General features: G+C 68.0%; 22 protein-coding genes and 1 tRNA gene. 19 read left to right on the forward strand and 4 right to left on the reverse strand.

The window, feature by feature from the left end; translation table 11 throughout:
- Positions 1–172: 172 nt before the first annotated feature.
- Positions 173–1,972: a PHA/PHB synthase family protein gene (locus ACWPN5_RS06845; RefSeq protein ID WP_145685758.1), complete on the reverse strand. Its 1,800-nt coding sequence runs from the start codon at positions 1,970–1,972 to the stop codon at positions 173–175.
- A gap of 233 nt (positions 1,973–2,205) precedes the next feature.
- Here ACWPN5_RS06845 and ACWPN5_RS06850 point away from each other — a divergent pair, with 233 nt between their 5' ends.
- From ACWPN5_RS06850 to glpX, 6 genes are all read left to right on the forward strand, one after another.
- Positions 2,206–2,571, forward strand: a complete 366-nt coding sequence (locus tag ACWPN5_RS06850; RefSeq protein ID WP_145685772.1) for a hypothetical protein — start codon at positions 2,206–2,208, stop codon at positions 2,569–2,571.
- A 383-nt stretch (positions 2,572–2,954) separates the two neighbouring features.
- The gene (locus ACWPN5_RS06855) at positions 2,955–3,398 is read left to right on the forward strand and encodes a MarR family winged helix-turn-helix transcriptional regulator (protein ID WP_492294976.1); all 444 of its coding nucleotides are present in this window, start codon (positions 2,955–2,957) and stop codon (positions 3,396–3,398) included.
- Positions 3,395–4,741: a multidrug effflux MFS transporter gene (locus tag ACWPN5_RS06860; protein ID WP_492294978.1), complete on the forward strand. Its 1,347-nt coding sequence runs from the start codon at positions 3,395–3,397 to the stop codon at positions 4,739–4,741. Before ACWPN5_RS06855 ends, ACWPN5_RS06860 begins: the two co-directional genes overlap by 4 nt.
- A 154-nt stretch (positions 4,742–4,895) precedes the next feature.
- Positions 4,896–6,170: an LL-diaminopimelate aminotransferase gene (locus tag ACWPN5_RS06865; RefSeq protein WP_145685814.1), complete on the forward strand. Its 1,275-nt coding sequence runs from the start codon at positions 4,896–4,898 to the stop codon at positions 6,168–6,170.
- Positions 6,170–7,477, forward strand: a complete 1,308-nt coding sequence (locus ACWPN5_RS06870) for a homoserine dehydrogenase (protein WP_492294980.1) — start codon at positions 6,170–6,172, stop codon at positions 7,475–7,477. The genes ACWPN5_RS06865 and ACWPN5_RS06870 overlap by 1 nt, the downstream gene beginning before the upstream one ends.
- A 43-nt stretch (positions 7,478–7,520) precedes the next feature.
- Positions 7,521–8,513, forward strand: a complete 993-nt coding sequence (gene glpX, locus ACWPN5_RS06875; protein ID WP_172428683.1) for a class II fructose-bisphosphatase — start codon at positions 7,521–7,523, stop codon at positions 8,511–8,513.
- A gap of 65 nt (positions 8,514–8,578) precedes the next feature.
- Here glpX and ACWPN5_RS06880 read toward each other — a convergent pair whose 3' ends face one another.
- Entirely contained in the window at positions 8,579–9,673 is a 1,095-nt protein-coding gene (locus ACWPN5_RS06880) for a glycerol dehydrogenase (RefSeq protein ID WP_492294982.1), read from the reverse strand.
- Between the two features lie 213 nt (positions 9,674–9,886).
- Between ACWPN5_RS06880 and recJ the strand changes: the two genes are divergently transcribed.
- From recJ to ACWPN5_RS06900, 4 genes are all read left to right on the forward strand, one after another.
- On the forward strand, positions 9,887–11,686 hold the full coding sequence (recJ, locus tag ACWPN5_RS06885; protein ID WP_492294984.1) for a single-stranded-DNA-specific exonuclease RecJ: 1,800 nt from the start codon (positions 9,887–9,889) through the stop codon (positions 11,684–11,686).
- A 123-nt stretch (positions 11,687–11,809) separates the two neighbouring features.
- Positions 11,810–11,885: transfer RNA gene (locus tag ACWPN5_RS06890), tRNA-Glu, on the forward strand.
- A gap of 234 nt (positions 11,886–12,119) precedes the next feature.
- Positions 12,120–12,959 carry an aldo/keto reductase gene (locus ACWPN5_RS06895; RefSeq protein ID WP_492294986.1) on the forward strand — a complete coding sequence of 280 codons (840 nt, stop codon included), beginning with the start codon at positions 12,120–12,122 and terminating at the stop codon, positions 12,957–12,959.
- 134 nt (positions 12,960–13,093) lie between these two features.
- Positions 13,094–13,300 (forward strand): hypothetical protein, encoded by a 207-nt coding sequence (locus ACWPN5_RS06900; RefSeq protein ID WP_200479551.1) that lies wholly within the window; start codon positions 13,094–13,096, stop codon positions 13,298–13,300.
- A gap of 87 nt (positions 13,301–13,387) precedes the next feature.
- On the opposite strand, the gene oxlT is transcribed toward ACWPN5_RS06900, so the two are convergent.
- On the reverse strand, positions 13,388–14,689 hold the full coding sequence (gene oxlT / locus ACWPN5_RS06905; RefSeq protein WP_109070202.1) for an oxalate/formate MFS antiporter: 1,302 nt from the start codon (positions 14,687–14,689) through the stop codon (positions 13,388–13,390).
- A 486-nt stretch (positions 14,690–15,175) separates the two neighbouring features.
- Between oxlT and ACWPN5_RS06910 the strand changes: the two genes are divergently transcribed.
- The 7 genes from ACWPN5_RS06910 to ACWPN5_RS06940 all read left to right on the forward strand — a co-directional run bounded on the left by ACWPN5_RS06910 (position 15,176) and on the right by ACWPN5_RS06940 (position 21,863).
- Positions 15,176–16,105: a histone deacetylase family protein gene (locus tag ACWPN5_RS06910; protein WP_145685913.1), complete on the forward strand. Its 930-nt coding sequence runs from the start codon at positions 15,176–15,178 to the stop codon at positions 16,103–16,105.
- Between the two features lie 155 nt (positions 16,106–16,260).
- Positions 16,261–16,743, forward strand: a complete 483-nt coding sequence (locus ACWPN5_RS06915) for a GNAT family N-acetyltransferase (RefSeq protein ID WP_145685935.1) — start codon at positions 16,261–16,263, stop codon at positions 16,741–16,743.
- 260 nt (positions 16,744–17,003) lie between these two features.
- The gene (locus ACWPN5_RS06920) at positions 17,004–18,029 is read left to right on the forward strand and encodes a 2-dehydropantoate 2-reductase (RefSeq protein ID WP_014240275.1); all 1,026 of its coding nucleotides are present in this window, start codon (positions 17,004–17,006) and stop codon (positions 18,027–18,029) included.
- A gap of 99 nt (positions 18,030–18,128) precedes the next feature.
- On the forward strand, positions 18,129–18,584 hold the full coding sequence (locus ACWPN5_RS06925; protein WP_145685950.1) for a CBS domain-containing protein: 456 nt from the start codon (positions 18,129–18,131) through the stop codon (positions 18,582–18,584).
- Between the two features lie 261 nt (positions 18,585–18,845).
- The gene (locus ACWPN5_RS06930) at positions 18,846–20,018 is read left to right on the forward strand and encodes a Re/Si-specific NAD(P)(+) transhydrogenase subunit alpha (protein WP_145685960.1); all 1,173 of its coding nucleotides are present in this window, start codon (positions 18,846–18,848) and stop codon (positions 20,016–20,018) included.
- 13 nt (positions 20,019–20,031) lie between these two features.
- Entirely contained in the window at positions 20,032–20,466 is a 435-nt protein-coding gene (locus tag ACWPN5_RS06935; RefSeq protein WP_145685970.1) for an NAD(P) transhydrogenase subunit alpha part 2, read from the forward strand.
- Positions 20,467–20,468: 2 nt separating this feature from the next.
- Positions 20,469–21,863 (forward strand): NAD(P)(+) transhydrogenase (Re/Si-specific) subunit beta, encoded by a 1,395-nt coding sequence (locus tag ACWPN5_RS06940; protein WP_145701780.1) that lies wholly within the window; start codon positions 20,469–20,471, stop codon positions 21,861–21,863.
- A 75-nt stretch (positions 21,864–21,938) separates the two neighbouring features.
- Here ACWPN5_RS06940 and ACWPN5_RS06945 read toward each other — a convergent pair whose 3' ends face one another.
- Complete coding sequence (locus ACWPN5_RS06945) at positions 21,939–22,640, reverse strand: CBS domain-containing protein (RefSeq protein WP_492294991.1); 702 nt, start codon at positions 22,638–22,640, stop codon at positions 21,939–21,941.
- Between the two features lie 543 nt (positions 22,641–23,183).
- Between ACWPN5_RS06945 and ACWPN5_RS06950 the strand changes: the two genes are divergently transcribed.
- Both ACWPN5_RS06950 and oxc read left to right on the forward strand, forming a co-directional pair.
- Complete coding sequence (locus ACWPN5_RS06950) at positions 23,184–23,873, forward strand: GntR family transcriptional regulator (RefSeq protein WP_035673347.1); 690 nt, start codon at positions 23,184–23,186, stop codon at positions 23,871–23,873.
- 41 nt (positions 23,874–23,914) lie between these two features.
- On the forward strand, positions 23,915–25,672 hold the full coding sequence (gene oxc / locus ACWPN5_RS06955) for an oxalyl-CoA decarboxylase (RefSeq protein ID WP_492294993.1): 1,758 nt from the start codon (positions 23,915–23,917) through the stop codon (positions 25,670–25,672).
- Positions 25,673–25,744 lie beyond the last annotated feature (72 nt).

The following is a 25,744-nucleotide window of genomic DNA, read 5'->3' on the forward strand; positions in this document are numbered from 1 at the left end:
GAGCCCCGGACCTCGGTCCGGGGCTTTTGCCTGATGGCGGAAGCCGCCGGATCAAGGAAAAGGCCCCGGACAATCGTCCGGGGCCTTTTCTTATGGGCCGTCTCTGGTGGTTCGTCGCGTCGATGGCTCCGGACGTCCGAAGGGCGGCGGACCGCCCTTCGGAGCGGGGAGATCAGACGATGCGCACCTTGGCGTAGGAGCCGGGGGCGTCCTCCAGGACGGGCAGGCCGCCCTTCGCCGGATCGCGCGCCGGGACCTTGCCGTCGGAGAAGGTGGAGACCCACTTGTTCCATTCCGGCCACCAGGAGCCGGGCGTCTGCTCCGACGACGCCAGCCAGTCGTCCGAGGCCTTCGGCAGCTTGGCGTTGGTCCAGTAGCAGTACTTGCCGGCGGCCGGCGGGTTCACCACGCCGGCGATGTGGCCGGAGGCCGCCAGCACGAACTTCACCGGGCCGGAGAACAGGTGGGCGCCCATGTAGGTGGACTTCCACGGCGCGATGTGGTCCTCGCGGGCCGACAGGAAGAAGGACGGGGTCTTGACGTTGCGCAGGTCGATCGGAACGCCGCCCAGCGACACCGCGCCCGGCTTCGCCAGCAGGTTCTTCTGGTACATGTTGCGCAGGTAGAAGCTGTGCATGGCCGCCGGCATGCGGGTCGAATCGCTGTTCCAGTAGAGCAGGTCGAACGGGAACGGGTCCTTGCCGAGCAGGTAGTTGTTCACCACGAACGACCAGATCAGGTCGTTGGCGCGCAGCATGTTGAAGGTGGTCGCCATCTTCGAGCCGTCCAGGTAGCCCTGCTGGGCCATCTGGCTCTCGATCATGGTGAGCTGCTCCTCGTCGATGAAGACCGACAGCTCGCCGGCTTCCGTGAAGTCCAGCATGGTGGTGAAGAAGGTGGCCGACTTGATGCGGTCGTCCTTCTTGGCCGCCATGTAGGACAGCGTGGAGGCCAGCAGCGTGCCGCCCAGGCAGTAGCCGATGGCGTTCACGTCCTTCTCGCCGGTCACCTTCTCGATGGCGTCCAGCGCGGCCAGCACGCCTTCGAACATGTAGTCTTCGAAGCCCTTCTGGGCCAGCTTCTCATCCGGGTTCACCCAGGACAGAACGAAGACGCTGTGGCCCTGGTCGACCGCCCACTTGATGAAGCTGTTCTTCTCGCGCAGATCGAGGATGTAGTACTTGTTGATCCAGGGCGGCACGATCATCAGCGGCCGCTTGTTCACCTCCGGCGTGGTCGGGGTGTACTGGATGAGCTGCATCAGATCGGTCTGGAAGACGACCTTGCCCGGGGTGACGGCGATGTTCTTGCCGACCTGGAAGGCGTCGTAGTCGGTCATGGAGATGCGCAGCTCGCCCTTGCCGCGCTCCAGGTCCTTCAGCAGGTGCTCAAGCCCCTTGACGAGATTCTCGCCGCCCGTCTCGATGGTCGTGCGCAGCACCTCCGGGTTCGTCATGACGAAGTTGGAGGGCGCCATCGCGTCGACGAACTGGCGGGTGTAGAAGTCGACCTTCTTGGCCGTGTGGTCGTCCAGCCCATCGACCTCGTTGACCGTGGACTGCATCCACCGGGCCGACAGCAGGTAGGACTGCTTGATGAAGTCGAACAGGGTGTTCTCGTCCCAGGCCGAATCCTTGAAGCGGCGGTCGTCCTTCGCCGGGGCGATGACCGGCTGGGCCTCCTGGCCGAAGAAGCGCTGGGTGGTGCGCTGCCACAGGGTCAGGTAGTCCTGCCACAGCGTCATCTGCGCCTTCATCAGCTTGGCCGGGTCGGCCATCATGCGCGTGGTCATCTCCAGGAACGCATGGCCGACGCCCATCGGGTCGGGGTTCTTCGCGCCGACGCCGTCCGAGGCCTGACGGGACAGGAATTCGGTGACCAGCCGCTGGCTCTGCTCGGCGATGCGGGTCATCGCCCGCGACATCTCCACCGGGTCGGGAAGCTTGACGTCAGGGGCCTGGTTTTCGGCCATTGGTGCGGTCCTTCTTCTTTAGGCGAGTTTTAGGCTTCAGGAGGGACGTTGTGCGGTTTATACAGTGCCTGCCGGAAGTCTGTTCGGTCGGAGTGCGGTCCGGTCCTGGCATCCTGGACAGCTTATGCCATGTCCGTTCGAGCCGGGGTCCGTCATACACCTCTCGTATGAAGATTTCATTTCGCCCACCACCGTTCAAGCGGCTGGATGGGTTCGGATGTGAGGTTCGCAGAATGGAAACGGGTATCCGACGCGGCGTGGTTGCGAAGGCGGGCCGGCTGGGGCCGGCCCTGTCCGTCCTGGTTGTTTTCGCCCTGCCGGCCTGCAGCAACCACGTGCTCGACACCGGACTGCTCGGCGCCGTGACCGGCCGCGACGTGCCCAGCCAGGAATCGCCGGTGCGCGGCATGTCGGGCGAGAGCCGGGAGTATCCCAACCTCGGCACCGTTCCGCCGCGTCCCACCGATCTGCGGACGGAGGCGCAGCGCCAGCAGGATCTGGACCGTCTGGCCCAGGATCGCGCCGCCGCCAGGAAGATGCTGCCGTCTCCCATGGACGTTCCCCCGCCGCCGGACATCACGCCTGGAAAGCCCGGGTGAGGGCAGGGGTCTAGCAAAAGGCGGGCGCCGCCAGTAATCCGTAAGTATACCTATGCGGAGCGTCCTTCGGCTTTTGATGGCATCCCTTTGAAGGAAAGGGATGCGCCGGTCTTCGTCCGGTCGATGCGCAGTTACGAAGGCGGTGGCGCGGACCACGGAGCACCCATTGCTGCTGCCAAGGCGGAAAAACTACGTCTTGCGGCGGCGGCTCCGCAACAGATTTTCAAACTGCGACTATTTGGCGCGCCAGCTTCGCTTCACATCGCGTGAATTGCCGCCGCTCGGCCATGGCGCGGCGGCATGACCGCCCTGCGCGCCCCGCGGTTGCCCCAAATTATAAGGCGCCCTTACAATAAGGGATGCTTGATGAATCCCCCTTCGGAATGATCCTGATCGACTGCGCGCGGCTCCTGCGCGCGCGGTTCGACCGCGCCCTGGACGACGCCCGGCTCGGCCTCACGGCGGGGGAGGCGCGAGCCCTGGTTTACGTCTGCCGCCACCCCGGCTCGCGCCAGTCGGTGCTGGCGACCCACATGTGGGTGGAGCCGATGACCCTGGTCGGCTTCCTCGACCGGCTGGAAGCGCGCGGGCTGGTGGTCCGCGAGCCGGACCCGGCGGACCGCCGCGCCAAGATCGTCCGGCCGACCCCGCAGGCCGAGCCGCTGGCGCTCCAGGTCCTGGAGGCCTTCCGCACCGAGCGCGAGTTGGCCATGGCCGACCTCTCGGCGGAGGAGATCGTCCTGCTCAAGGACATGCTGGGCCGCCTGCGCAACCGCATGATCGCCGACGACATGATCGCCAACGACCGCGGCGGGGCCGGCCAATGAGCCATCCTCCCGTGCAGACCGACGCGCCCGCCATGACGGAGACGCGGACGGCCGTCATCGGCACGCTGATCGTCACGCTGGGACCGCTCAGCCTCGCGCTCTACACGCCGGCCCTGCCGATGCTGGTGGAGGCCTTCCAGACCACACCGGCGGCGCTGAAGCTGACGCTCTCCGTCTATTTCTTCGGCTTCGCCTTTTCCCAGCTCGCCTGCGGGCCGCTGTCCGACGCCTACGGGCGGCGGCCGGTCGCTCTGGGCTTCTTCGTCACCTACGTCCTGGGCAGCGTCGTGGCGGCCCTGTCGGGCAGCATCGAATGGCTGCTGGTCGGGCGGGCCCTGCAGGGCATCGGGGCGGCGGCGGGCATCGCCATTTCCCGCGCCATCGTGCGCGACCAGTTCACCGGGCAGCGGTCGGCGCGCATCCTGAACCTGATCGGGCTGATGCTGGCCATCGTGCCGGCGGTGGCGCCGACGCTGGGCGGGGTGATCCTGGGCACGGTGGGCTGGCACGCCATCTTCTTGGTGATGACGCTCTACGGCCTCGCCGTGCTGACGGTCTTCGCGCTGGGCACGGCGGAGACCAACCGGACGCGCGACCGCTCGGCGGCGCGGCCCGGCCCGGTGATCCGCAACTACCGGACCCTGTTGACCGACCGCCGCTTCATGCGGGCGGGGCTGGTGCTCGGCACGACGCTGGGCGGCCTCTACACCATGGCGGCGCTGCTGCCCTTCGTGATGATTGAGCGGGTGGGGCTGAGCCCGACCGTCTTCGGCTTCGCCATGCTGCTGCAGACCGGCTCCTACACGCTGGGGGCGACGCTGGCCGGGCGGCTGCTGCGCCGGGTGGACGCGATGCGGCTGATCCCCTACGGGCTGGCCTGCGTGGCCGTGGGCGGACTCGGCTTCGCCCTGGCGCCCCTGACCGGCGAGCCGACCGTGGCGAGCGTGATGGGGCCGACCGCCGTCTGGGCCTTCGGCATCGCCCTGGTCATGCCCGGAGCGACCAGCGACGCCCTGGCCGGCTTCCCCCGCATGGCCGGGGCGGCTTCGGCGCTGATCGGCTTCATGCAGATCGGCGGCGGGCTGGCCGGCACGGCGGTGGCCGCCCTGTTCGCTGATCCCTACACGGCGACCACGGCCATCATGCCGGGCCTCGCCGCGCTGTCGCTGCTCTCCTACGCGCTGCTGCGCGTGCCGGCGTCCCGTCGCGTCCACCACGCCAAGCCCCCCCGGCCGGAGGATCTGGAGGTCGCCGTGGACCCCGCCGCCCTGGTCGGCGCCGGTGGTGAGGAGATCGAGGAGGCGCTGCACCAGCGCCGGGCCTCCGGCCGCAAGGGAGGCTGAAGACGGGCTTCGGCGTCCGGGATGCCATGGGCAGCGCAGGAATGCGCCCGGACGCGAATTTTACCTCGCTTCTGAAGATGCGGGGCGGTAGATAAGTGGTCCCGGTCCGCAAATATGGGTTCGTGGCGTGGCCGGACAAGGCTTCGGAGCGTCCATGAGCGATTCAGAATTCCACCGGATCAAGCGGCTTCCGCCCTACGTCTTCGCCGAAGTGAACGCCATGAAGGCGCGAGCCCGAGCTGCCGGCGAGGACATCATCGACCTCGGCATGGGCAACCCGGACCAGCCGACGCCCCAGCACATCGTCGATAAGCTGATCGAGGCCGTGCGCGATCCCAAGACGCACCGCTACTCGAACTCCCGCGGCATCCCCGGCCTGCGCAAGGCGCACGCGGCCTATTACAAGCGCCGCTTCAACGTGGACGTCGATCCGGAGTCGGAGTGCATCGTCACCATCGGGTCGAAGGAAGGCCTCGCCAACCTCGCCCAGGCGATCACCAGCCCCGGCGACATCATCCTGGTGCCGAACCCCAGCTACCCGATCCATCCGTTCGGCTTCATCCTGGCCGGCGCCTCGGTGCGCCATCTGCCGGTGGGGCAGGCCAACGGCACCTCCACCGACATCGACAGCTTCATGAACATGCTGGAGCGCGCCGTGCGCCACAGCGTGCCGAAGCCGCTGGCGCTGGTGCTGAACTACCCGTCCAACCCGACGGCGGAGGTGGTGGGGCTCGACTTCTACCGCCCGATCGTCGAGTTCTGCCGCAAGCACGGCATCTACATCCTGTCGGATCTGGCCTACGCCGAGGTCTTCTTCGACGGTGAGCCGCCGCCCTCGATCCTGGAGATCCCGGAGGCGCGCGAGGTGGCCGTCGAGTTCACCTCGATGTCGAAGACCTATTCGATGGCCGGCTGGCGCATCGGCTTCGCCACTGGCAACAAGACGCTCATCACCGCGCTGGCCCGCATCAAGTCGTACCTGGACTACGGCGCCTTTACGCCGATCCAGGTCGCCGCGACCGCCGCGCTGAACGGCCCGCAGGAGTGCGTGGAGCAGGTGCGCACCATGTACCGCCAGCGCCGCGACGTGATGATCGAGGGTCTGGCCGCCGCCGGCTGGACGGTGCCGAGCCCGTCGGCCTCGATGTTCGCCTGGGCGCCGATCCCCGAGCCCTTCGCCCATCTCGGCTCGCTGGAATTCTCCAAGCTGCTGCTGCAGGAGGCCAAGGTCGCCGTGGCGCCGGGCATCGGCTTCGGCGAGTACGGCGACGGCCATGTCCGTCTGGCGCTGGTGGAGAACGTCCACCGCATCCGTCAGGCGACCCGCAACATCAAGGAGTTCTTCCGCTCCAACGCCGCCGGCGCGGCGGCGAGCAAGGACCCGGCGGCGCGCGCCGCCCTCCTCGATCCCGAGAAAGCGAAAGCCTGATGTCCGACTCCCACAAACCCGGCCCCCTGAACATCGCCGTCGCGGGCCTGGGCACGGTCGGCGCGGGCGTTCTCAAGCTTCTGGAGCGGCAGGCCGACCTGATCGAGCAGCGCTGCGGCCGCCGCATCGAGGTGGTCGCGGTCAGCGCCCGCTCGCGCGGCAAGGACCGCGGCGTCGACCTGTCGGCGGTCGAATGGTACGACGACCCGGTGGCGCTCGCCGCCCATCCCGGCGTGGATGTGGTGGTCGAGCTGATCGGCGGGTCCGAAGGGGCCGCAAAGGAGACCGTCGAGCTGGCGCTGGAGCGGGGACGCCACGTCGTCACCGCCAACAAGGCGCTGCTCGCCCATCACGGCACCGCGCTCGCCGCCAAGGCGGAGGCCGCCGGCCTCGCCATCGGCTTCGAGGCGGCGGTGGCCGGCGGCATCCCGATCATCAAGGGGCTGCGCGAGGGGCTGGCGGGCAACCGGGTGTCGGAGGTGCACGGCATCCTCAACGGCACCTGCAACTACATCCTGACCGAGATGCGCACCACCGGCCGCGATTTCGCGGACGTGCTGGCCGACGCGCAGAGGCTGGGCTACGCGGAAGCCGACCCGAGCTTCGACATCGACGGCGTGGACGCGGCCCACAAGCTGGCGATCCTGACCTCGGTGGCCTTCGGCACGCCGGTGGACTTCCAGAGCGTCCATGTCGAGGGCATCCGCCATGTTTCGGCGGTGGACTTCGACTACGCCGACGCGCTCGGCTACCGCATCAAGCTGCTGGGCATCGCCCGGCGCACCGATCACGGGATCGAGCAGCGCGTGCACCCCTGCATGGTGCCGAAGGCGGCGCCCATCGCGGCGGTGGACGGCGTGTTCAACGCCGTGATCGCCCAGGGCGACTTCGTGGACCGCGTGCTGTTCGTCGGCCGCGGCGCCGGCGAGGGGCCGACGGCCTCGGCCGTGGTCGCCGACCTGATCGACATCGCCCGCGGGCGCTCCACCCCGACCTTCGGCGTGCCGGCGGCCCAGCTTTCCGAGGCCCAGCCGTCGCCGATGGAGGCGCGCCGGGGGTCGTACTACGTACGCCTGATGGTCGTGGACCGTCCCGGCGTGATAGCGGATGTTGCGGCGGCGATGCGCGACCAGAACGTCTCCATGGAGCAGTTCCTGCAGCGCGGGCGCGCCCCCGGCGAAGCGGTGCCGGTGGTCCTGACCACCCATGACACCGAAGAGGCGGCCATGCAGCGCGCGCTTGCCACCATCGCCGCCAAGGAGTTGGTGGTCGAGCCGCCCCGCATGATCCGCATCGAACAGTTTTGACCGAACCATAGAAGAACCGAGCATCGATTCGGGGGAGAACAACATGTCCGTTCATGTCGACCTGTCCGGTATGGACCGGAACCTGGCTCTGGAAGCCGTCCGCGTCACCGAGGCCGCCGCGCTGTCCGCGTCGTTGCTGATGGGCCGCGGTGACGAGAAGCTTGCCGACCAGGCCGCGGTCGACGCCATGCGCCAGGCGCTCAACACCCTCTACATCGACGGCACCGTCGTGATCGGCGAGGGCGAGCGCGACGAGGCGCCCATGCTCTACATCGGCGAGAAGGTCGGCGCCGGCATCGGCCGCGGGCCGAAGGTCGACATCGCGCTCGACCCGCTGGAAGGCACCACCATCTGCGCCACCGGCGGCCCGAACTCGCTGGCCGTCATCGCCATGGCGGACGAGGGCGGCTTCCTGAACGCGCCCGACGTCTACATGGACAAGATCGCCGTCGGCTCCGGCCTGCCGGAAGGCGTGGTCGATCTCGACGAGACCCCGGCCAACAACCTCAAGGCCCTGGCCAAGGCCAAGGGCACCGAGGTGCAGGAACTGCTGGTCTGCATCCTGAACCGTCCGCGCCACGCCGAGCTGATCGCCCGCGTCCGCGAGGCCGGCGCGCGCATCATGCTGATCAACGACGGCGACGTGTCGGGCGTGATCGCCACCAGCCAGGTCGGCACCGGCGTGGACATGTATGTCGGCTCGGGCGGCGCGCCGGAAGGCGTGCTGGCCGCGGCGGCGCTGCGCTGCATCGGCGGCCAGTTCCAGGGCCGTCTGCTGTTCCGCAACGATGACGAGAAGGCCCGCGCCGCCCGCTGGGGCGTCAAGGACCTGAACAAGAAGTACAGCCTGACCGAGCTGGCCAGCGGCAACGTCATGTTCGCCGCGACCGGCGTGACCGACGGCGCCATGCTGCGCGGCGTCCGCCGTTTCCCCGGCGGTGCCACCACCCACTCGGTGATCATGCGCTCCAAGTCGGGCACCGTGCGCTACGTCGAGGCGCACCACAACCTGCAGCGCAAGCCGAGCATGGCGTAAGGTCACGGCCACAAGGAAAAGGGGCGCGCGGCGTTCCACCGCGCGCCCCTTTCTTTTTTTACGGGCTACAGACCCTTTCGCCGCCGTCCCTCGGCGTCGGCGGCCTTCATGGCGGCCAGGACGCGCTGCGGGGTGATCTCGTGCGGCTCGTTGTGGATGGTCTCGCCCTCGGCGCAGGCCCGTTCCGCCGCCAGCAGAAGCCGCTCGTCCGACACATCGCCAAGACCGATCTCGGCCAGCGTCGTCGGCAGCCCGACCGCCTTGCAGAAACCATAGACCTCGTCCAGCACCGCCGGCGGCCGGTCGGTCAGGATCAGCAGAGTCAGCGTGCCGAAGGCGACCTTCTCGCCGTGCCAGTAGTGGTGCGTTTCCTCCAGCGCGGTCAGGCCGTTGTGGACGGCGTGCGCCGCCGCCAGCCCGCCGCTCTCGAAGCCCAGCCCGCTCAGCAGCGTGTTGGCCTCGACGATGCGCTCCAGCGCCGGGGTGACCACGCCCTGCTCGCAGGCCGACTTGGCGAGCACGCCATACTCCAGCAGCGTGTCGTAGCACAGCCGGGCCAGCGCGAAGGCGGTCATCGGGCCGACGCGCCCGGTCATGTTGCCGCCGCGCTTGATGCGGCAGTCCTCCGCCTCGAACCATGTGGACAGGGCGTCGCCCATGCCGGAGACGAGGAAGCGCACCGGCGCGCCCGCCACCACGCCGGTGTCGACCAGAACGAGGTCCGGGTTGCGCGGCAGAACGAGGTAGCGCTTGAAGGCCCCCTCCGGCGTGTAGATCACCGACAGGGCGCTGCACGGCGCGTCGGTCGAGGCCAGAGTCGGGACGATGGCGGTGCGCGCGTCCAGCGCGTGGGCGACCGCCTTGGCGGTGTCGAGCGCCTTGCCGCCGCCGATGCCGGCCACGACGTCGGCTCCCATGGCGCGGGCGATGCCGACCAGCCGGTCAATCTCCTCGTCGGAGCATTCGCCGCGGAATTCCTGGATGTCCATCGTGACGCGCCCGGCGGCGGCGTCGACCAGCCGGCCTTTCAGCGTCTTCAGGACGAAACCGTCGGTGACGGCCAGAACCGTCTTGCCCAGCCGGGCCAGATCCTCTCCCAGGCTGTCGAGGGCGCCGTTGCCCTGGACGTAGCGGGCTGGAAAGATCGCCGTGGTGATCATGGTTCCCTCCTCCGCGTGGTGTTGACCGCAGTGGAGCAGGATGCCTCTCCACCCGCAATGACCTGCCTCAAGTTGCGCTGCGGCAAGGCCGCCTGCCACCTTTGCGTACAGGCGCGGCGGCCGCAGGCCCACCGGGAGAGCCCCATCCGCTGGCCCGCCCGTCCCCCATCTGCTATGGCTTCGGCCTTTCCGATCCGTGGCATTCTGGGCAGCATGACCGACACCGTTCCCCCCTTCCTGAACGTCGCCCATTCCCTGTCCGGCAAGCGCTGGCAGGCGCGGCCCTACGACGAGCGGCTGGCCTGGGGGCTGGCGCAGGGGCGGGGGCTGCCGGAGATCGTCGGGCGGGTGCTCGCCGCCCGCGGGGTGACCGAGGAGGCGTGCGACGGCTTCCTGAACCCGACGCTGAAGGCGCTGCTGCCCGATCCCTCCCGCTTCAAGGACATGGACACCGCGGCGGAGCGCATCGCCCGCGCGATCATGGACGGCGAGCCGGTGGCCGTCTTCGGTGACTACGACGTGGACGGCGCCACCTCCTCCGCGCTGCTGCGGCGTTTCTTCCGGGCGGCGGGGGCCGACCTGCGGATCTATGTGCCCGACCGCATGAAGGAGGGCTACGGCCCCAACGGCCCGGCGCTGCTGCGGCTGAAGGCCGAGGGCGTGCGGCTGGTGGTGACGGTGGATTGCGGAATCTCCGCCTTCGCGGCGCTGGAGGCGGCGGCGGAAGCCGGGCTGGAGGTGGTGGTCCTCGACCATCACGCGGCCGAACCGCGCCTGCCGCCGGCCGTCGCCCTGGTCAACCCGAACCGGCTGGACGAGGACGGCGCCTACCGCACGCTGTGCGCGGCCGGGGTGACCTTCCTGGCCGTGGTGGCGGTGAACCGGGCGCTGCGCAACGCCGGATTCTATGCGGGCCGCAACGAGCCGAACCTCATGGAGTGGCTGGACCTCGTGGCGCTGGGCACGGTGTGCGACGTGGTGCCCCTGACCGGGCTGAACCGGGCGCTGGTGGCGCAGGGGCTGAAGGTGATGGCGCGGCGCGCCAACCCCGGCCTGTCCGCCCTGTCCGACGTCGCCGGGGTCAAGGAGAAGCCGGACGCCTACCACGCCGGCTTCGTGCTCGGCCCGCGGGTCAACGCGGGCGGGCGGGTCGGCGCCTCCGACCTCGGGGCGCGGCTGCTCTCGACCGACGATCCCATGGAGGCGATGGAGCTGGCCCAGAAGCTGGAGGCCCACAACGCCGAGCGCCGCGCGGTGGAGCAGGGCGTGCTGGCCGACGCCATGGCCCGGCTGGAGGAGCACGCCGACGAGCTGGCCGAGCTGGTCTTCGTGGCGGGGGAGGGTTGGCACCCCGGCGTCATCGGCATCGTCGCCAGCCGCCTGAAGGAGCGCTACAGCCGCCCCGCCTGCGTCATAGCCCTGGAGGAGGGGGCGGACGGCACGGTGATCGGCAAGGCCTCGGGCCGCTCGGTGCGCGGGGTCGATCTCGGGGCGGCGGTGATCGCGGCGCGGCAGGAAGGGCTGCTGATGGCCGGCGGCGGGCACCGCATGGCGGCGGGCTTCACCGTGGCCGGGAGCAAGCTGGCCGACCTGCAAGCCTTCCTGACCGGCCGCGTCGCCGAACAGGTCGCCGCGGTCCCCCTGGTGCCGACGCTGGAGCTGGACGGCGCGCTGTCCGTGGGGGCGGCGAACACATCCCTGGTGGACCGGCTGAACCAGCTCGGCCCCTTCGGCACCGGCAACGCGGAGCCGCGCTTCGCCGTCACCGACGCCCGCGTGGTGCGGGCCGACGTGGTCGGGGCGAATCACGTCCGCTGCATTCTCCAGGGCGGCGACGGCGCCCGGCTGAAGGCCATCGCCTTCCGCGCGCTGGAGAGCGAGATGGGGAAAGCCCTGCTGATGGGCCGCGGTTCGCCCTTCCACATCGCCGGTGTCCTGCGCATCGACCGCTGGAACGGGGCGGAGGGAGTCCAGCTTCTGATCGACGACGCTGCACCCTCCCAAACCATGTGAATGCAAACAAATTCGCTGCGGAGCGGGTGCATGGGGGGCATACGCGAACGGGGTAGAAAGGAGTTGGAAAAAACGCTTGCGCTCGGCCCGTCATCCCATTAGTAATCCCGCCACGCCAACGACGTCCCCATCGTCTAGAGGCCTAGGACACCGCCCTTTCACGGCGGCGACAGGGGTTCGAATCCCCTTGGGGACGCCACCTTCTCACAGGTTGGCACCGGTTTCGAAAGCTCAGCCCTTGGCTGAGCTTTTGTCGTTTCAGGCGTCATTTGTCCGGCACCTTTGCCGGTCTGGCAAGCGACCCGCTCGCCGCGCCGCGGTCGCCGGCTTCTCCCACCCGCCGAAATAGCGCCAAGGGGCGGTTTCCAGGGGTGGCTCCGTGGACTAACGTTCCTCACGCCCCTCGACGGGGCCACGGGTACGGGAGACATCCATGACCATTGCGACGACACGCCTTCCTTCGGGAACCGCCGTTCCGGTGCTCGGCCAAGGCACCTGGTACATGGGCGAGGACAGCCGCGACCGCGCGCGGGAGGCGGCGGCGCTGCGGCTCGGCCTCGACCTCGGCATAACGCTGATCGACACGGCGGAGATGTACGCCGACGGCGGGGCGGAGGAGGTGGTCGGCGAGGCCATCGCCGGGCGCCGGGACGAGGTGTTCCTGGTCAGCAAGGTGCTGCCGATGAACGCCAGCCGCCGCGGCACCATTGCCGCCTGCGAGCGCAGCCTGAAGCGCCTGCGCACCGACCGCATCGACCTCTATCTGCTGCACTGGCGCGGCAGCCACGATTTCTCCGAAACGATCGACGCCTTCGACGCGCTGGTGCGCGACGGCAAGATCGGTCAATGGGGCGTCAGCAACCTGGATCTCCAGGACATGGAGGAGCTGGTCGGGACGCCGGGCGGGGAGGGCGTGCAGACCAACCAGCTTCTCTACAACCTGACCCGGCGCGGCATCGAGTACGACCTGCAGCCCTGGTGCCGCGGCCGGGGCATCCCGATCATGGCCTATTCGCCCATCGAGCAGGGCCGGATGCTGCGCCACCCGGAGCTTCGCCGCGTCGCCGACCGGCATGGCGTGACGCCGGCCCAGGTCGGGCTGGCCTGGCTGCTCCGCCAGGACGGGGTGATCGCCATCCCCAAGGCGTCGGACCCCGCCCATGTCCGCGACAATAGGGCCGCCGCCGATTTGCGGCTCGACGAGCAGGACCTTTCGGACCTTGATCGTGCCTTCCCGCCGCCGAGCGGACCGCGCCCGCTGGAAATGCTGTAGCGCGGCGAAGCGCCGCGCTTGCGGTGGCGGACTCGATTTCCTCGGCCGAATGGCCTATTTATGCTGCATTGCGGTATCAAGCGTGGAATTGGGCGCGCCTGATTCCGCTCTGCGGCTCATCCGGGAATCGAAGCATGCTCGCCATCGTTCTTCTGTCCATGCTGCTGTCGGGCTTCGCCATCATCGTGGCGCGGATTCTGACCGCCGAGGTCGCCACCGCCGGCATGCCGGTCCGCGATCCCTGGTCGCCCGGCCATCTGCGCCGGGTCAAGAAGGCGCGCAAGGCGCAGGAGGAGATCGAGGGCGGTCCGTCCTGGGCATCGTTCCCGCGCGGGCTCTGATCTTTTCCTTTCCTTACCCACAAGCAAATCGGGCCGGGAAATTTCCCGGCCCGATCGCGTTCGGGTGCTGATGGTGCGTCCGGTGCCTTACTGGGCCGGCTCCGCCGCCAGCTTCGAGGCCGGGAGGCTCTCGGTGATCTGGCGGGCGCGCATCGGCTTCAGGACGAAGATGGCCAGCAGGGCGGCGATGCCGTTGACCGCGGCGGCGAAGAAGAACACCGCCTGCCAGCTGCCGGTCGAGGCGACCGCCACGTTGGCGAAGGGAACGACCAGCGACGCGGTGCCCTTGGCGGTGTACAGCAGGCCGGCGTTGGTGGTGGCGAACTTCGAGCCGAAGGAGTCGCCGCACAGCGCCGGGAACAGGCTGTAGATCTCACCCCAGGCGAAGAACACCAGACCCGTCAGGATCACGAAGGCGACGGGGTTGTGGCCCCACTGGTTCAGCGCCAGGATGCCGACGCACTCCAGGGCGAAGGCGATGAACATCGTGTTCTCACGGCCGATGTGGTCGGACACCCAGCCGAAGAAGGGACGGGTGACGCCGTTCAGCACGCGGTCGATCGACAGGGCGAAGGTCAGCGCCGGCAGGGTCAGGCCCATGATGCTGACCGGCACGCCGTCCAGGTGGAAGTCCTTGGCGATCGGGCCGAGCTGCGCGGTCGCCATCAGGCCGCCCGCCGCCACCATCACGAACATGGCGTACATGACCCAGAAGACCGGAGTCTTCAGCATCTGGACCGGGGTGTAGCTCTCGCGGGTCTGCGACACCGACGAGCGGGAGACCTCCGGAACCTGACCCTTCTTCGGCGACGCCAGGAACCACGCCAGCGCGAGGATCACCGCGCCCTGGCCGATGCCGAAGGTCATGAAGGTGGCTTCATAGCCCGAGGAGTGGATCATGTTGGCGATGGGAACGACCGTGAGGGCCGAGCCGGCGCCGAAACCGGCGGCGGTCAGGCCGGCGGCGAGACCGCGGCGGTCGGGGAACCACTTCAGCGCGTTACCGACGCAGGTGCCATAGACGCCGCCGGCACCGATGCCGCCCAGCGCCGCGCCGAGATAGAGCATGGCGAGCGAGTCGGCCACCGAGTTGACCGCCCAGGCCGCGGCGCAGAACACGCCGCCGATCAGGACGACGATGCGCGGGCCGAACTTGTCGACGAACCAGCCTTCGACGGGAACCAGCCAGGTTTCCATGACGACGAAGATGGTGAAGGCCACCTGGATGGCCGCACGGCCCCAGCCATGCTTCTGGTCGATGGGCTCGACGAACAGAGTCCAGCCATACTGCAGGTTCGCGATCATCGACATGCAGATGACGCCGATGACGAGCTGGAACCAGCGGCCACCGAGGGGCCCCTTCGGGGCCTCCGTGAGGGCTTGGTGCATTTCTCTCCTCCTAGAAGCGATCTCTTTGCGAAGCGGTCTTTTGCTTTTTTGAGTCGGGTTGTTTTTGTTCTTTGACCGGAGGCGTCCCCGTGGTGTGCCGGGTCGTCTCCATCGCCTTGGCTTGACCGTCGAACCGACCGCTTGGTGTGGGCGGTTTAAGCTCGCGGGGTGAGCGTTTTTGGCATTAGAGATATGGTATGCCAGATACAGTTTCCGGCGCAAGCTGTTTGTCAGCGTAACAAACAGACCCGGCATGCAGGGGGCGTCCTACCACCTTCGGAAGTGCCGATGGCCCTTGCCCCAATGGGGTTTCCGGCCGTTGTCCGATGGGGTGCGCTGACGGTTCGTCCGCAAAGCGATTTGGACCGTTCTGGTATCTGGTATACATATAGGGCAAGAGCGCGCATCGATTTGGTGTGCACGCGCGGCCACGCTGTCGCGCGATCATGCGTTTCAAAGCATCGGAACAGGGGAGGGGACGACTCGATGACCACCGCCATTTTCACGCACCCGGACTTTCTGGCGCACGACACCGGTCCAGGGCACCCGGAGCGTCCGGAACGCATCGCCGTGGTGTGGGAGGTTCTGAAACGCGACGAGTTCCGCGATCTTCCCCATTTTGAGGCCCCGGAGGCGGAGGTCGAGCAACTGCGCTGGGTGCACGACCCGGCCTATGTGGACGCCGTGCTGAACGCGGTCCCGGACAGCGGCCATGCCCGGCTGGACGCCGACACCGTGCTGTCGCCCACCTCCCGCTCGGCGATCCTGCGCGCCGCCGGGGCGGTCTGCGCGGCGGTGGACGCGGTGCTGGACGGGACGGCGAAGAACGCCTTCTGCGCCGTCCGCCCCTGCGGCCACCACGCCGAACCAGCCCGCGCCATGGGCTTCTGCGTCTTCAACAACGTGGCGGTCGGCGCGGAGCACGCCCGCAAGCGGCGCGGCCTGACCCGCGTCGCCGTGGTCGATTACGACGTGCACCACGGCAACGGCACCCAGGCGATGTTCTGGAACGACGCCGACCTGTTCTTCGCCTCGACCCACCAGTCGCCCCTCTATCCCGGCACCGGCTCGATGAGCGAGACCGGAGTCGCCGGCAACATCGTCAACGCGCCGCTGCCGCCCCACTCCGGGACGGTGGAATTCCGGCAGGCGATGGAGCGGCGCATCCTTCCCGCGCTGGAGGAGTTCCAGCCGGAGCTGATCCTGATCTCCGCCGGATTCGACGCCCACGCCCGCGACCCTCTGGCCTCGCTGAACTTCACCGGGCCGGATTTCGAGTGGGGGACCCGCAAGCTGGTCGAGGCGGCGGACCGGCTGTGCGACGGCCGCGTCGTGACGGTGCTGGAGGGCGGCTACGACATGGTGGGGCTTGCCGAAGGCTGCGCCGCACATCTCCAGGCCCTGATGCGCGCCTGACCGGGGCTCGAACGGCGAATCCCGGGTGATTTCGAGGGACTTTGCGCAGCTGCACCATAAGGTCGGTTGCTTCCTGCACGGATTATCTGGTATACCAAATACCAGAGAGACGAACAGAGTCCCTCGAACACACAAAAAAACGGGAGTTACGCACGATGGACCAGCGGATCGCCGAACAGAACGCCGCCCAGAACACTTCGGGCCAGCACACCATCGAGATCACTCTGGCTAAGACCGACGCCGACATCGCCGACAGCTACGCGGTGGTGAAGGAACTGCGCACCCACATGACCGACGCCGACGCCTACGCCGCCCAGATCCGCCGCCAGATGGAGGACGGCTACAACATGGCGCTCCTGCGCATCGACGGCGAGGTGGCCGGCTGCGGCGGTTTCCGCGTCCACGAGACGCTGTCGCGCGGTCGCTATATGTATGTTGAGGACCTCGTCACCTCGCCGAAGCACCGCTCCTTCGGTTTGGGCGACAAGCTGTTCGATTGGCTGGCCGCCCAGGCCCGCGAAAAGGGCTGCGCCCAGATGGAAATCATCTCCGGTGTCCAGCGCGGCGACGCCCACCGCTTCTATCACCGCAAGCGCATGACGGTTAAGGCGTTCCAGCTCGTCCTGCCGCTCGCCTGATCCGGCGCACCGGATGGACCCGCGAACCGGGCGTCCGGACGGGCCGGGCGTCCGGTTTTCCATGCGCGAATTTTCGTCGGAAAACCCAGGATTCTCGCCCGATTCCGGATCATGTCCCTCCCTCGACAGGGTCTATTTTGCCAGTTGACATCTGGTATCTGGTATACCAAACTCCGTATTTGTTCGGTGTGCTGATTGATTGGGGTTACTGCAAAGGCTGCGCGGCGCGTGGCCGATAATTGGGGGAGAGGAAACGGGTTATGAAGATCTGCATCTTTGGGTCCGGGGCCATCGGCGGGTATCTGGGTGTGCGTCTCCACCAGGCCGGCGCGGATGTCAGCCTCGTGGCGCGCGGCGCCCATCTCACGGCCATGCGTGAGAACGGCGTGAAGCTGATCGTCGGAGAGGAAGAAACGGTCGTCCACCCCCGCTGCACCGACAACGCGGCGGAACTCGGCCCGCAGGACTACGTCATCATCGGTCTGAAGGCCCACTCCGTTCCCAGCGTCGTCAACGCCATCCAGCCGCTGCTCGGCAAGGACACCGCCGTGGTCACCGCGGTCAACGGCATCCCCTACTGGTACTTCTATAAGAATGGCGGCGAGTTCGAAGGCCGCGTGCTCGACACCGTCGATCCGGGCGGCATCCAGTGGAACGGCCTGAGCCCGGAGCGCGCCATCGGCTGCGTCGTCTACCCCGCGACCGAAGTCGTCGAACCCGGCGTCATTCAGCACATCTATGGCGACAAGTTCTCGCTGGGCGAGCCGGACGGCAGCCAGTCCGACCGCGTGAAGAAGCTGAGCGCGGCGATGGAGGCCGGCGGCCTGCGCGCCCCGGTGCTCGACCGCATCCGCGACGAGATCTGGCTGAAGCTGTGGGGCAACCTCTGCTTCAACCCGATCAGCGCGCTCACCCACGCCACGCTGGACGTCATCTGCTCCGATCCGGAGACCCGCGCCGTCGCCAAGTCGATGATGCTGGAGGCGAAGGAGATCGGCGACCGTCTGGGCGTGCATTTCCGGGTGGATGTGGAGCGCCGCATCAACGGCGCCGGCGCCGTCGGCGCGCACAAGACCTCCATGCTCCAGGATCTGGAGCGCGGCCGCCCGATGGAGATCGACGCCCTGTTGTCGGTGGTCCAGGAGATGGGCCGCATGGTCGGCGTGGCGACCCCGACCATCGACGTGGTCCTGGCGCTGGTCCGCCAGCGCGGCGAGATCGCCGACTGCTACACCCGCCCGCAGCGGGCGTCGTCCGAGGCCGCACCCGCGGTCGCCGCCCAGTAGGGCGGACACCGTCCGGCCCCCCACACAGAAACCAACGCCCCCAACGACGCAGCGAAGCAACGCCGAGGGGCCGGACCATCGCTTCACAGGAGGAGCGTCATGAGGGTTGAAGACATTCTCCGCCGAAAGGGGACGCGCATCGGCACGGTGCGCATCAACGAAACCGTGGAAACGGCGTTGCGTCTTCTGAAGGCCGAAAACACCGGCGCGCTGGTGGTCAAGGACGTCTGCCGGACCGAGGGCAACACGGTCGTCGGGGTGATTTCCGAACGTGACATCGTGCGCAGCCTGACCGACCGCGGGCCGGGCATCCTGTCCCTGCCGGTCACGGCGGTGATGAGCCATCATCCCGTTTGCTGCGCGCCGGGCGATTCCGTCCGTCACGTGCTCCAGCTGATGGACGAGCACACCATCCGCCACATTCCCGTTCTGGACGGCGCCTCGCTGGTCGGCGTGGTCAGCGTGCGCGATCTCATCAAGGCGCAGCTCGACGCCGCCCCGCCGGACGCCGAGACGGCCGAGGTCGTCAGCTATCCCGTCGCCGCGGCCCAGTGACGGACGACGGTGCCCCGGGCTGTTGTGCCTGGGGCAACCTTCCCATGACGGCGGCGGTGATCCGGAGGCGGTCACCCGCATCCATCTCGGGTGACCGCTCCGCCGCCCTGCGGGCCTAACGCCGGACCACGCCTCGTCGCTGGCCGGCACCGACATCATTCGAGAATTTGACCGGCGGGCCGCCCGCCGAGGCCGCCCGCCGTCGAGGCCGGAGCGCTGACGCCTCGTCCTGCCGATTGCTTTGGGAGGCAATCAACAACCATGAAAATCGCCATACCCAGGGAGCGGCGCGCGGGCGAGAATCGCGTCGCGGCGTCTCCGGAAACCGTCAAGAAGATCAAGGCTCTCGGACTCGACGTCGTGGTCGAGGCCGGCGCCGGTCTGGGCTCGAACCTGCCGGACCGGGTCTATCAGGACGCCGGCGCGGAGATCGCGCCGGACGCCGCGTCGGCGCTGGCCGACGCCGACATCGTGCTGAAGGTGCAGCGCCCGCTGCTGGCCGGGGAGGGGGACCTCGACGAGCTGGCGCTGATCAAGCGCGGCGCGCTGCTGTTCGCCATCCTCAACCCCTACAACAGCCGCGACCATGTGGCGGCCTACGCCGCGGCCGGGGTGAACGCCTTCGCCATGGAGTTCATGCCGCGCATCACCCGCGCCCAGGTCATGGACGTGCTGTCCTCCCAGGCCAACCTCGCCGGCTACAAGGCGGTGGTCGATGCGGCCAGCGAGTACGGCCGCGCCTACCCGATGATGATGACCGCGGCGGGCACGGTGCCGCCGGCGCGCGCCTTCATCATGGGCGTCGGCGTCGCCGGCCTGCAGGCCATCGCCACGGCCAAGCGGCTGGGCGCCATCGTCTCGGCCACCGACGTGCGCCCGGCGGTCAAGGAGCAGGTGCAGTCGCTGGGCGGCAGCTTCGTCGCGGTGGAGAACGACGAGTTCAAACAGGCCGAGACCGCGGGCGGCTACGCCAAGGAGATGTCGGACGACTACAAGCGCCAGCAGGCGGCGCTGGTGGCCGAGCACATCAAGAAGCAGGACATCGTCATCACCACGGCGCTGATCCCCGGGCGCAAGGCGCCGATCCTGGTGACGCGCGAGCATGTGGCGTCGATGAAGCCGGGCTCGGTGCTGATCGATCTGGCGGTGGAGCAGGGCGGCAACGTCGAGGGCTCGGAGCTGGGCAAGGTCGTCACCACGGAGAACGGGGTGAAGATCGTCGGCCACGCCAACTACCCCAGCCGCATCGCCGAGAGCGCCTCGCTCTTGTACGCCAAGAACCTGCTCGCGCTGCTGCAGTCGCTGCACGACAAGGAGAATGGCGTCACGCTCAACTGGGACGACGAGATCGTGAAGGCCATCGCGCTCACCCGCGATGGGCAGGTCGTCCATCCCGCCTTCGCGGACACGGTCCGCGAAGTCCAGACCGTCTGAGGAGGCGGCTTCCATGGAACATCCCGATCCCGCGAGCCAGATTGAGGCCTTCCGCCACTCGCTCCTCACCCTGACCAACCAGACGGCGGAGCTTCAGGTCCAGGTTGCCCAGATGACCCACGCAATGCCGATCCCGGCGCCCGTCATGGACGCGGCGAGCCACGGCAACTTCTTCATCACCGGCCTGACGGTGTTCGTGCTGGCCTGCTTCGTCGGCTACTACGTGGTGTGGCGGGTGACGCCGGCGCTGCACTCGCCGCTGATGGCGGTGACCAACGCGGTGTCCTCGGTGATCATCGTCGGCGCCCTGATCGCCGCCGGCCCGGCCGGCTTCGGCTTCTCCAAGATCATGGGCTTCCTCGCCGTCATCCTGGCCAGCGTCAACATCTTCGGCGGCTTCCTGGTCACCCAGCGCATGCTGTCGATGTTCAAGAAGAAGGGCAAGTAACCATGGAAACCCTGTCCGCCCTTCTCTATCTGGTCGCCTCGGTCTGCTTCATCATGGCGCTGCGCGGCCTGTCCAGCCCGGAGACCTCCCGCCAGGGCAACTTCTTCGGCATGGCCGGCATGACCATCGCCGTGCTGACCACGCTGGCCCTGCCCATCGTCCAGTCCTACTGGATGATCGTGCTCGGCATCGCCATCGGCGGCGGCATCGGCTACGTCATCGCCAAGAAGATCGAGATGACCGCGCTGCCGCAGCTCGTCGCCGCCTTCCACTCGCTGGTCGGTCTGGCCGCGGTGTTCGTGGCGCTGTCGGCCTTCTACTCGCCCGAGGCCTACGGCATCGGCGTTCCCGGCGCCATCGCCAAGGGCTCGCTGGTCGAGATGGCGCTCGGCACCGCCATCGGCGCCATCACCTTCACCGGCTCGATCGTCGCCTTCGCCAAGCTGCAGGGCTTGGTCACCGGCAAGCCGCTGGTCTTCCCCTTCCAGCACCACCTCAACGCCGCCCTCGGCGTGCTGACCATCCTCCTCATCGTCTGGCTGGTGCAGAGCAACGCCGATGCCCCGATGTGGCTGATCGTCGCCGTCTCGCTGGCGCTCGGCCTGCTGCTGATCCTGCCGATCGGCGGCGCCGACATGCCGGTGGTGATCTCGATGCTGAACAGCTACTCGGGCTGGGCGGCGGCGGGCATCGGCTTCACGCTGCAGAACAACCTGCTGATCGTCACGGGCGCGCTGGTCGGCTCGTCGGGCGCGATCCTGTCCTACATCATGTGCAAGGGCATGAACCGCTCGATCTTCAACGTCATCCTGGGTGGCTTCGGCGGCGACAGCGGGGCGGCGTCGGCGGCGGCGGGCGGCGGTGAGCGCGGCACGGTCAAGGCCGGCTCGCCGGAGGACGCGGCCTACATCATGAAGAACGCCCAGTCGGTGATCATCGTCCCCGGTTACGGCATGGCGGTGGCCCAGGCCCAGCACGCGCTGCGCGAAATGGCCGACCTGCTGAAGAAGGAGGGCGTCGAGGTCAAGTACGCCATCCACCCGGTGGCGGGGCGCATGCCCGGGCACATGAACGTGCTGCTGGCCGAGGCCAACGTGCCCTACGACGAGGTGTTCGAGCTGGAGGACATCAACCGCGACTTCGGCACGGCGGACGTGGCCTTCGTGATCGGCGCCAACGACGTGACCAACCCGGCGGCCAAGACCGATCCGCAGTCGCCGATCTACGGCATGCCGATCCTCGACGTCGAGAAGGCCAAGACGGTGTTCTTCATCAAGCGCGGCATGGCCGCCGGCTACGCCGGTGTCGAGAACGAGCTGTTCTTCCGCCCCAACACCATGATGCTGTTCGGCGACGCCAAGAAGGTCACCGAAGAGGTCGTGAAGGCCACCGAGTAAAGGTCTGCTGAAAGGAAAAGCCCCTTCCCGGACGAACCGGGAAGGGGCTTTTTTGTTGCCGCATTGGCAACCGGATCAGAAGCCGACCGCGCCTTCGGCGACATGATCCACGATGATCAGGTGATTTTCCACGCGGGTGACGCCGGGGGTGTTCTCGGCGGCGACCCGCAGGGCGTCACGCTGCGCCTCGGTGCGCACGCTGCCCCAAAGATGGACGACGCCGTTGCGCACGACGATGTTGTCGCTGATTTCCGGCGCCCAGGGCTGCGCCCGCAGGGTTTCCAAAAGCCGGTCGCGCAGCACGCGGTCGTCCGCGGCGGCGGGGGAGACGTCCGGAGCGATGCTGGCGAGGACGTGCAGCAGGTTGGCGCGGCTGACGATGCCGACCAGCGTGCCGTTGCGCAGCACCGGAACGCGCTTGATGCGGTTGCTTTCCATCAGGCGGACCACCTCGTCGAGCGGGGTTTCCTCCGTGACGAAGATCAGCGACTCGGTCATCGCGTCGCGCACGTGGCGGCCGTGGGACTTGGTGTAGTCGGCGGCCTGGTTCGGCGCGCCCGCGAACATGGCGAGCCACCAGGAGGCCCGGCGCACCGTCCCGGTCTCCGCCCGGCGCAGCAGGTCACCCTCGCTGATGACGCCGAGCAGGCGCCCGTTCGAATCGCAGACGGGCAGGCCGCTGATCCGGTTCTCCAGCATGCGCTTCGCGGCTTCGGTCACCGTGGCGTCGGGACCGATGGTGACCACCTGACGGGTCATGATGTCCGCAGCTTTCATGGCTTTCCTCCGTTTGCCTGATTCGTTGACCCAGCCAACATACACACACGCGGAGTGCGGTGAAACTGTCTGGTGTACGGTATACCAATTTGCCGCAGGGCAAATTCCACAGTCGGGCAAATTTTGCGGGCGGAGAAAAAAGAAGGCTCCGCTGGCAGTAAGCCGCGGAGCCGTCAGGTGGGGGAATCTACAGGGAGGAATGCGTGTAGTTCCAAGAACGTTTGTACCCTCAGCGATCCGCCGCAACCACAGTGGATTCGGTATACCAGTCATGCGGCATATGGATACCGTATACGATATGCCAGTGGGAGCCCAAAGGCGCAGAATTGCCGGGCCGTCGCGGAAGAATCGCCGTGTCGTCGTTCATCGAAGAAACAGTCCGCGATCCGAACATATCCGCTTGTCATGAACTGGCATCTGGTATACCGTATCTCCAATCCAAGCCGCTTCCCTCTCCGGGGCAATGAAAGCGCGGCCCAAACCCCGTCAACCGGGGAAACCCCGGATCATTCCGGGGGCGGAGAGAGAGGGACGGGAACGCCAATGCAGACGATGAGTTTCTCGGTCGCACCCCTCGATCAGGGGATGAGCTTCAAGGCCAAGGCCTACCAGTCGCTGCGCCAGGCCATCACCCAGATGGACATCTACGGCGGGCCGAGCGAGATCCGTCTCGACGAGCGTCAGCTCTGCGAGGCGCTGGGCGTCAGCCGCACCCCGGTGCGCGAGGCCATGGCGCTGCTGGAGCAGGAGGGCTTCATCCGCTCCATGCCCCGGCGCGGCATCTTCGTGGTGCGCAAGACCAAGGCGGAGATCATCGAGATGATCACCGTCTGCGCGGCGCTGGAGGGCATGGCCGCCCGCCTCTTCGTCGAGCGCGCCGACGAGCGCGGCATGGCCGACCTGCACGAGACCTTCGACCGCTTCGCCGAAGGCGAGCTGGCCGACCACGTGCTGGAGTATTCCGACGCCAACGTCGCCTTCCACCAGTCGATCATCCAGGCCTCGGGCTGCACGCTCATCGCCGACCTGACCGACCGCTTCTTCATCCACATGCGGGCCATCCGCCGCGTCACCATGCGCCGCGGCGGCCGGGCCGAGACGTCCATCGTCGAGCACCGCGACATCATCGACGCCCTGACCCGGCGCGACGCCGACCTGGCCGAGCGGCGGGTGCGCGAGCACACGCTGGGGCTGGCCCGCCATGTCGAACAGCACTGCGATTTTCTCGATTGACCGATCGTGAACCGAATAAGAGTCGGGGAGGAGTAACCCTTATGTCAGCCGTCACAGTCCTCAACAACCAAGCCACGGCCGCCACCGATGCGGAACCGGCGCTGACGGATGGTTTCCAGCTCGTCATCGATGCCCTCAAGCTCAACGGCATCGAGAACCTCTACGTCGTGCCGGGCATCCCGATTTCCGACCTGCTGCGCATGGCCCAGGGCGAGGGGCTGCGGGTCATCTCCTTCCGCCACGAGCAGAACGCCGGCAACGCCGCGGCGATCGCCGGCTTCCTGACCAAGAAGCCGGGCGTGTGCATGACCGTCTCGGCGCCGGGCTTCCTCAACGGCCTGACCGCGCTGGCCAACGCCACCACCAACTGCTTCCCGATGATCCTGATCTCCGGCTCGTCGGAGCGTGAGATCGTCGACCTGCAGCAGGGCGACTACGAGGAGATGGACCAGCTGGCCATCGCCAAGCCGCTGTGCAAGGCGGCCTTCCGCGTGCTGCACGCCCAGGACATCGGCATCGCCGTGGCCCGCGCGATCCGCGCCGCGGTGTCGGGCCGTCCGGGCGGCGTCTACCTCGACCTGCCGGCCAAGCTGTTCTCGCAGGTGATGGACGCCGCCGAGGGCGCCCGCTCGCTGGTCAAGGTGGTCGACGCCGCCCCGGCGCAGCTGCCCTCGCCGGACTCGGTGTCGCGCGCCCTGGAGGTGCTGAAGGGCGCCAAGCGGCCGCTGATCATCCTGGGCAAGGGCGCGGCCTACGCCCAGGCCGACGAGGCGGTGCGCGAGCTGGTCGAGAAGTCGGGCATCCCGTTCCTGCCGATGAGCATGGCCAAGGGCCTGCTGCCCGACACCCACCCGCAGTCGGCGGGGGCGGCGCGCTCGATGGTGCTGAAGGACGCCGACGTGGTGGTGCTGGTCGGCGCGCGTCTGAACTGGCTGCTGTCGCACGGCAAGGGCAAGACCTGGGGCGAGCCGGGGTCGAAGACCTTCATCCAGATCGACATCGAGCCGCGCGAGATGGACAGCAACGTGGCGATCGTGGCGCCGCTGGTCGGCGACATCGGGTCGTGCGTGTCGGCGCTGACGGCGGGCATGGCCAAGGGCTGGACGCCGCCGCCGGCGGAGTGGACGGGGGCGGTGTCGGCGCGCAAGGAGGCGAACATCGCCAAGATGGCGCCCAAGCTGATGAGCAACGCCTCGCCGATGAACTTCCACGGCGCGCTGGGCGCGCTGCGCCGGGTGGTGCAGGAGCGGCCCGACGCTCTGCTGGTGAACGAGGGGGCCAACACGCTGGACCTGGCGCGCGGGATCATCGACATGCACCAGCCGCGCAAGCGCCTGGACGTCGGGACCTGGGGCGTGATGGGCATCGGCATGGGCTTCGCGGTGGCCGCTGCGGTGGAGTCGGGCAAGCCGGTTCTGGCGGTGGAAGGCGACAGCGCCTTCGGCTTCTCGGGGATGGAGGTGGAGACGATCTGCCGCTACAACCTGCCGGTGTGCATCGTGGTGTTCAACAACAACGGCATCTACAAGGGGACGGACGTGAACCCGACGGGCGGGTCGGACCCGTCGCCGATGGTCTTCGTTCCGGACTCGCGCTACGACAAGATGATGGAGGCCTTCGGCGGCGATGGCGTCAACGTGACGACGCCGGACGAGCTGTACCGCGCGGTCAGCGCGGCGATGGACAGCGGCCGGCCGACGCTGATCAACGCGGTGATCGACCCCAACGCCGGGTCGGAGAGCGGCAACATCGGCAGCCTCAACCCCACCAGCGCCGTCCGCAAGGGTCCCAAGCAGTAACGCCTTCCTGAATCATAAAAAATAAAGCCCCCCGGAAAAATCGGGGGGCGGTTCCAAACGACGGCACGACAT

The sequence above is a fragment of the Azospirillum sp. UENF 211521 genome, from assembly GCF_058780535.1.

Coding starts and splice junctions, on each gene's coding strand:
- ACWPN5_RS06915 (WP_145685935.1), top strand. CDS start 16,261: ATGGACCAGCGGATCGCCGAACAGAACGCCGCCCAGAACACTTCGGGC.
- ACWPN5_RS06870 (WP_492294980.1), top strand. CDS start 6,170: ATGTCCGACTCCCACAAACCCGGCCCCCTGAACATCGCCGTCGCGGGC.
- ACWPN5_RS06860 (WP_492294978.1), top strand. CDS start 3,395: ATGAGCCATCCTCCCGTGCAGACCGACGCGCCCGCCATGACGGAGACG.
- ACWPN5_RS06880 (WP_492294982.1), bottom strand. CDS start 9,673: ATGATCACCACGGCGATCTTTCCAGCCCGCTACGTCCAGGGCAACGGC.
- recJ (WP_492294984.1), top strand. CDS start 9,887: ATGACCGACACCGTTCCCCCCTTCCTGAACGTCGCCCATTCCCTGTCC.
- oxc (WP_492294993.1), top strand. CDS start 23,915: ATGTCAGCCGTCACAGTCCTCAACAACCAAGCCACGGCCGCCACCGAT.
- ACWPN5_RS06865 (WP_145685814.1), top strand. CDS start 4,896: ATGAGCGATTCAGAATTCCACCGGATCAAGCGGCTTCCGCCCTACGTC.
- ACWPN5_RS06895 (WP_492294986.1), top strand. CDS start 12,120: ATGACCATTGCGACGACACGCCTTCCTTCGGGAACCGCCGTTCCGGTG.
- ACWPN5_RS06930 (WP_145685960.1), top strand. CDS start 18,846: ATGAAAATCGCCATACCCAGGGAGCGGCGCGCGGGCGAGAATCGCGTC.
- ACWPN5_RS06925 (WP_145685950.1), top strand. CDS start 18,129: ATGAGGGTTGAAGACATTCTCCGCCGAAAGGGGACGCGCATCGGCACG.
- oxlT (WP_109070202.1), bottom strand. CDS start 14,689: ATGCACCAAGCCCTCACGGAGGCCCCGAAGGGGCCCCTCGGTGGCCGC.
- ACWPN5_RS06850 (WP_145685772.1), top strand. CDS start 2,206: ATGGAAACGGGTATCCGACGCGGCGTGGTTGCGAAGGCGGGCCGGCTG.
- ACWPN5_RS06845 (WP_145685758.1), bottom strand. CDS start 1,972: ATGGCCGAAAACCAGGCCCCTGACGTCAAGCTTCCCGACCCGGTGGAG.
- ACWPN5_RS06940 (WP_145701780.1), top strand. CDS start 20,469: ATGGAAACCCTGTCCGCCCTTCTCTATCTGGTCGCCTCGGTCTGCTTC.
- ACWPN5_RS06920 (WP_014240275.1), top strand. CDS start 17,004: ATGAAGATCTGCATCTTTGGGTCCGGGGCCATCGGCGGGTATCTGGGT.
- ACWPN5_RS06935 (WP_145685970.1), top strand. CDS start 20,032: ATGGAACATCCCGATCCCGCGAGCCAGATTGAGGCCTTCCGCCACTCG.
- ACWPN5_RS06900 (WP_200479551.1), top strand. CDS start 13,094: ATGCTCGCCATCGTTCTTCTGTCCATGCTGCTGTCGGGCTTCGCCATC.
- ACWPN5_RS06910 (WP_145685913.1), top strand. CDS start 15,176: ATGACCACCGCCATTTTCACGCACCCGGACTTTCTGGCGCACGACACC.
- ACWPN5_RS06855 (WP_492294976.1), top strand. CDS start 2,955: ATGATCCTGATCGACTGCGCGCGGCTCCTGCGCGCGCGGTTCGACCGC.
- ACWPN5_RS06950 (WP_035673347.1), top strand. CDS start 23,184: ATGCAGACGATGAGTTTCTCGGTCGCACCCCTCGATCAGGGGATGAGC.
- glpX (WP_172428683.1), top strand. CDS start 7,521: ATGTCCGTTCATGTCGACCTGTCCGGTATGGACCGGAACCTGGCTCTG.
- ACWPN5_RS06945 (WP_492294991.1), bottom strand. CDS start 22,640: ATGAAAGCTGCGGACATCATGACCCGTCAGGTGGTCACCATCGGTCCC.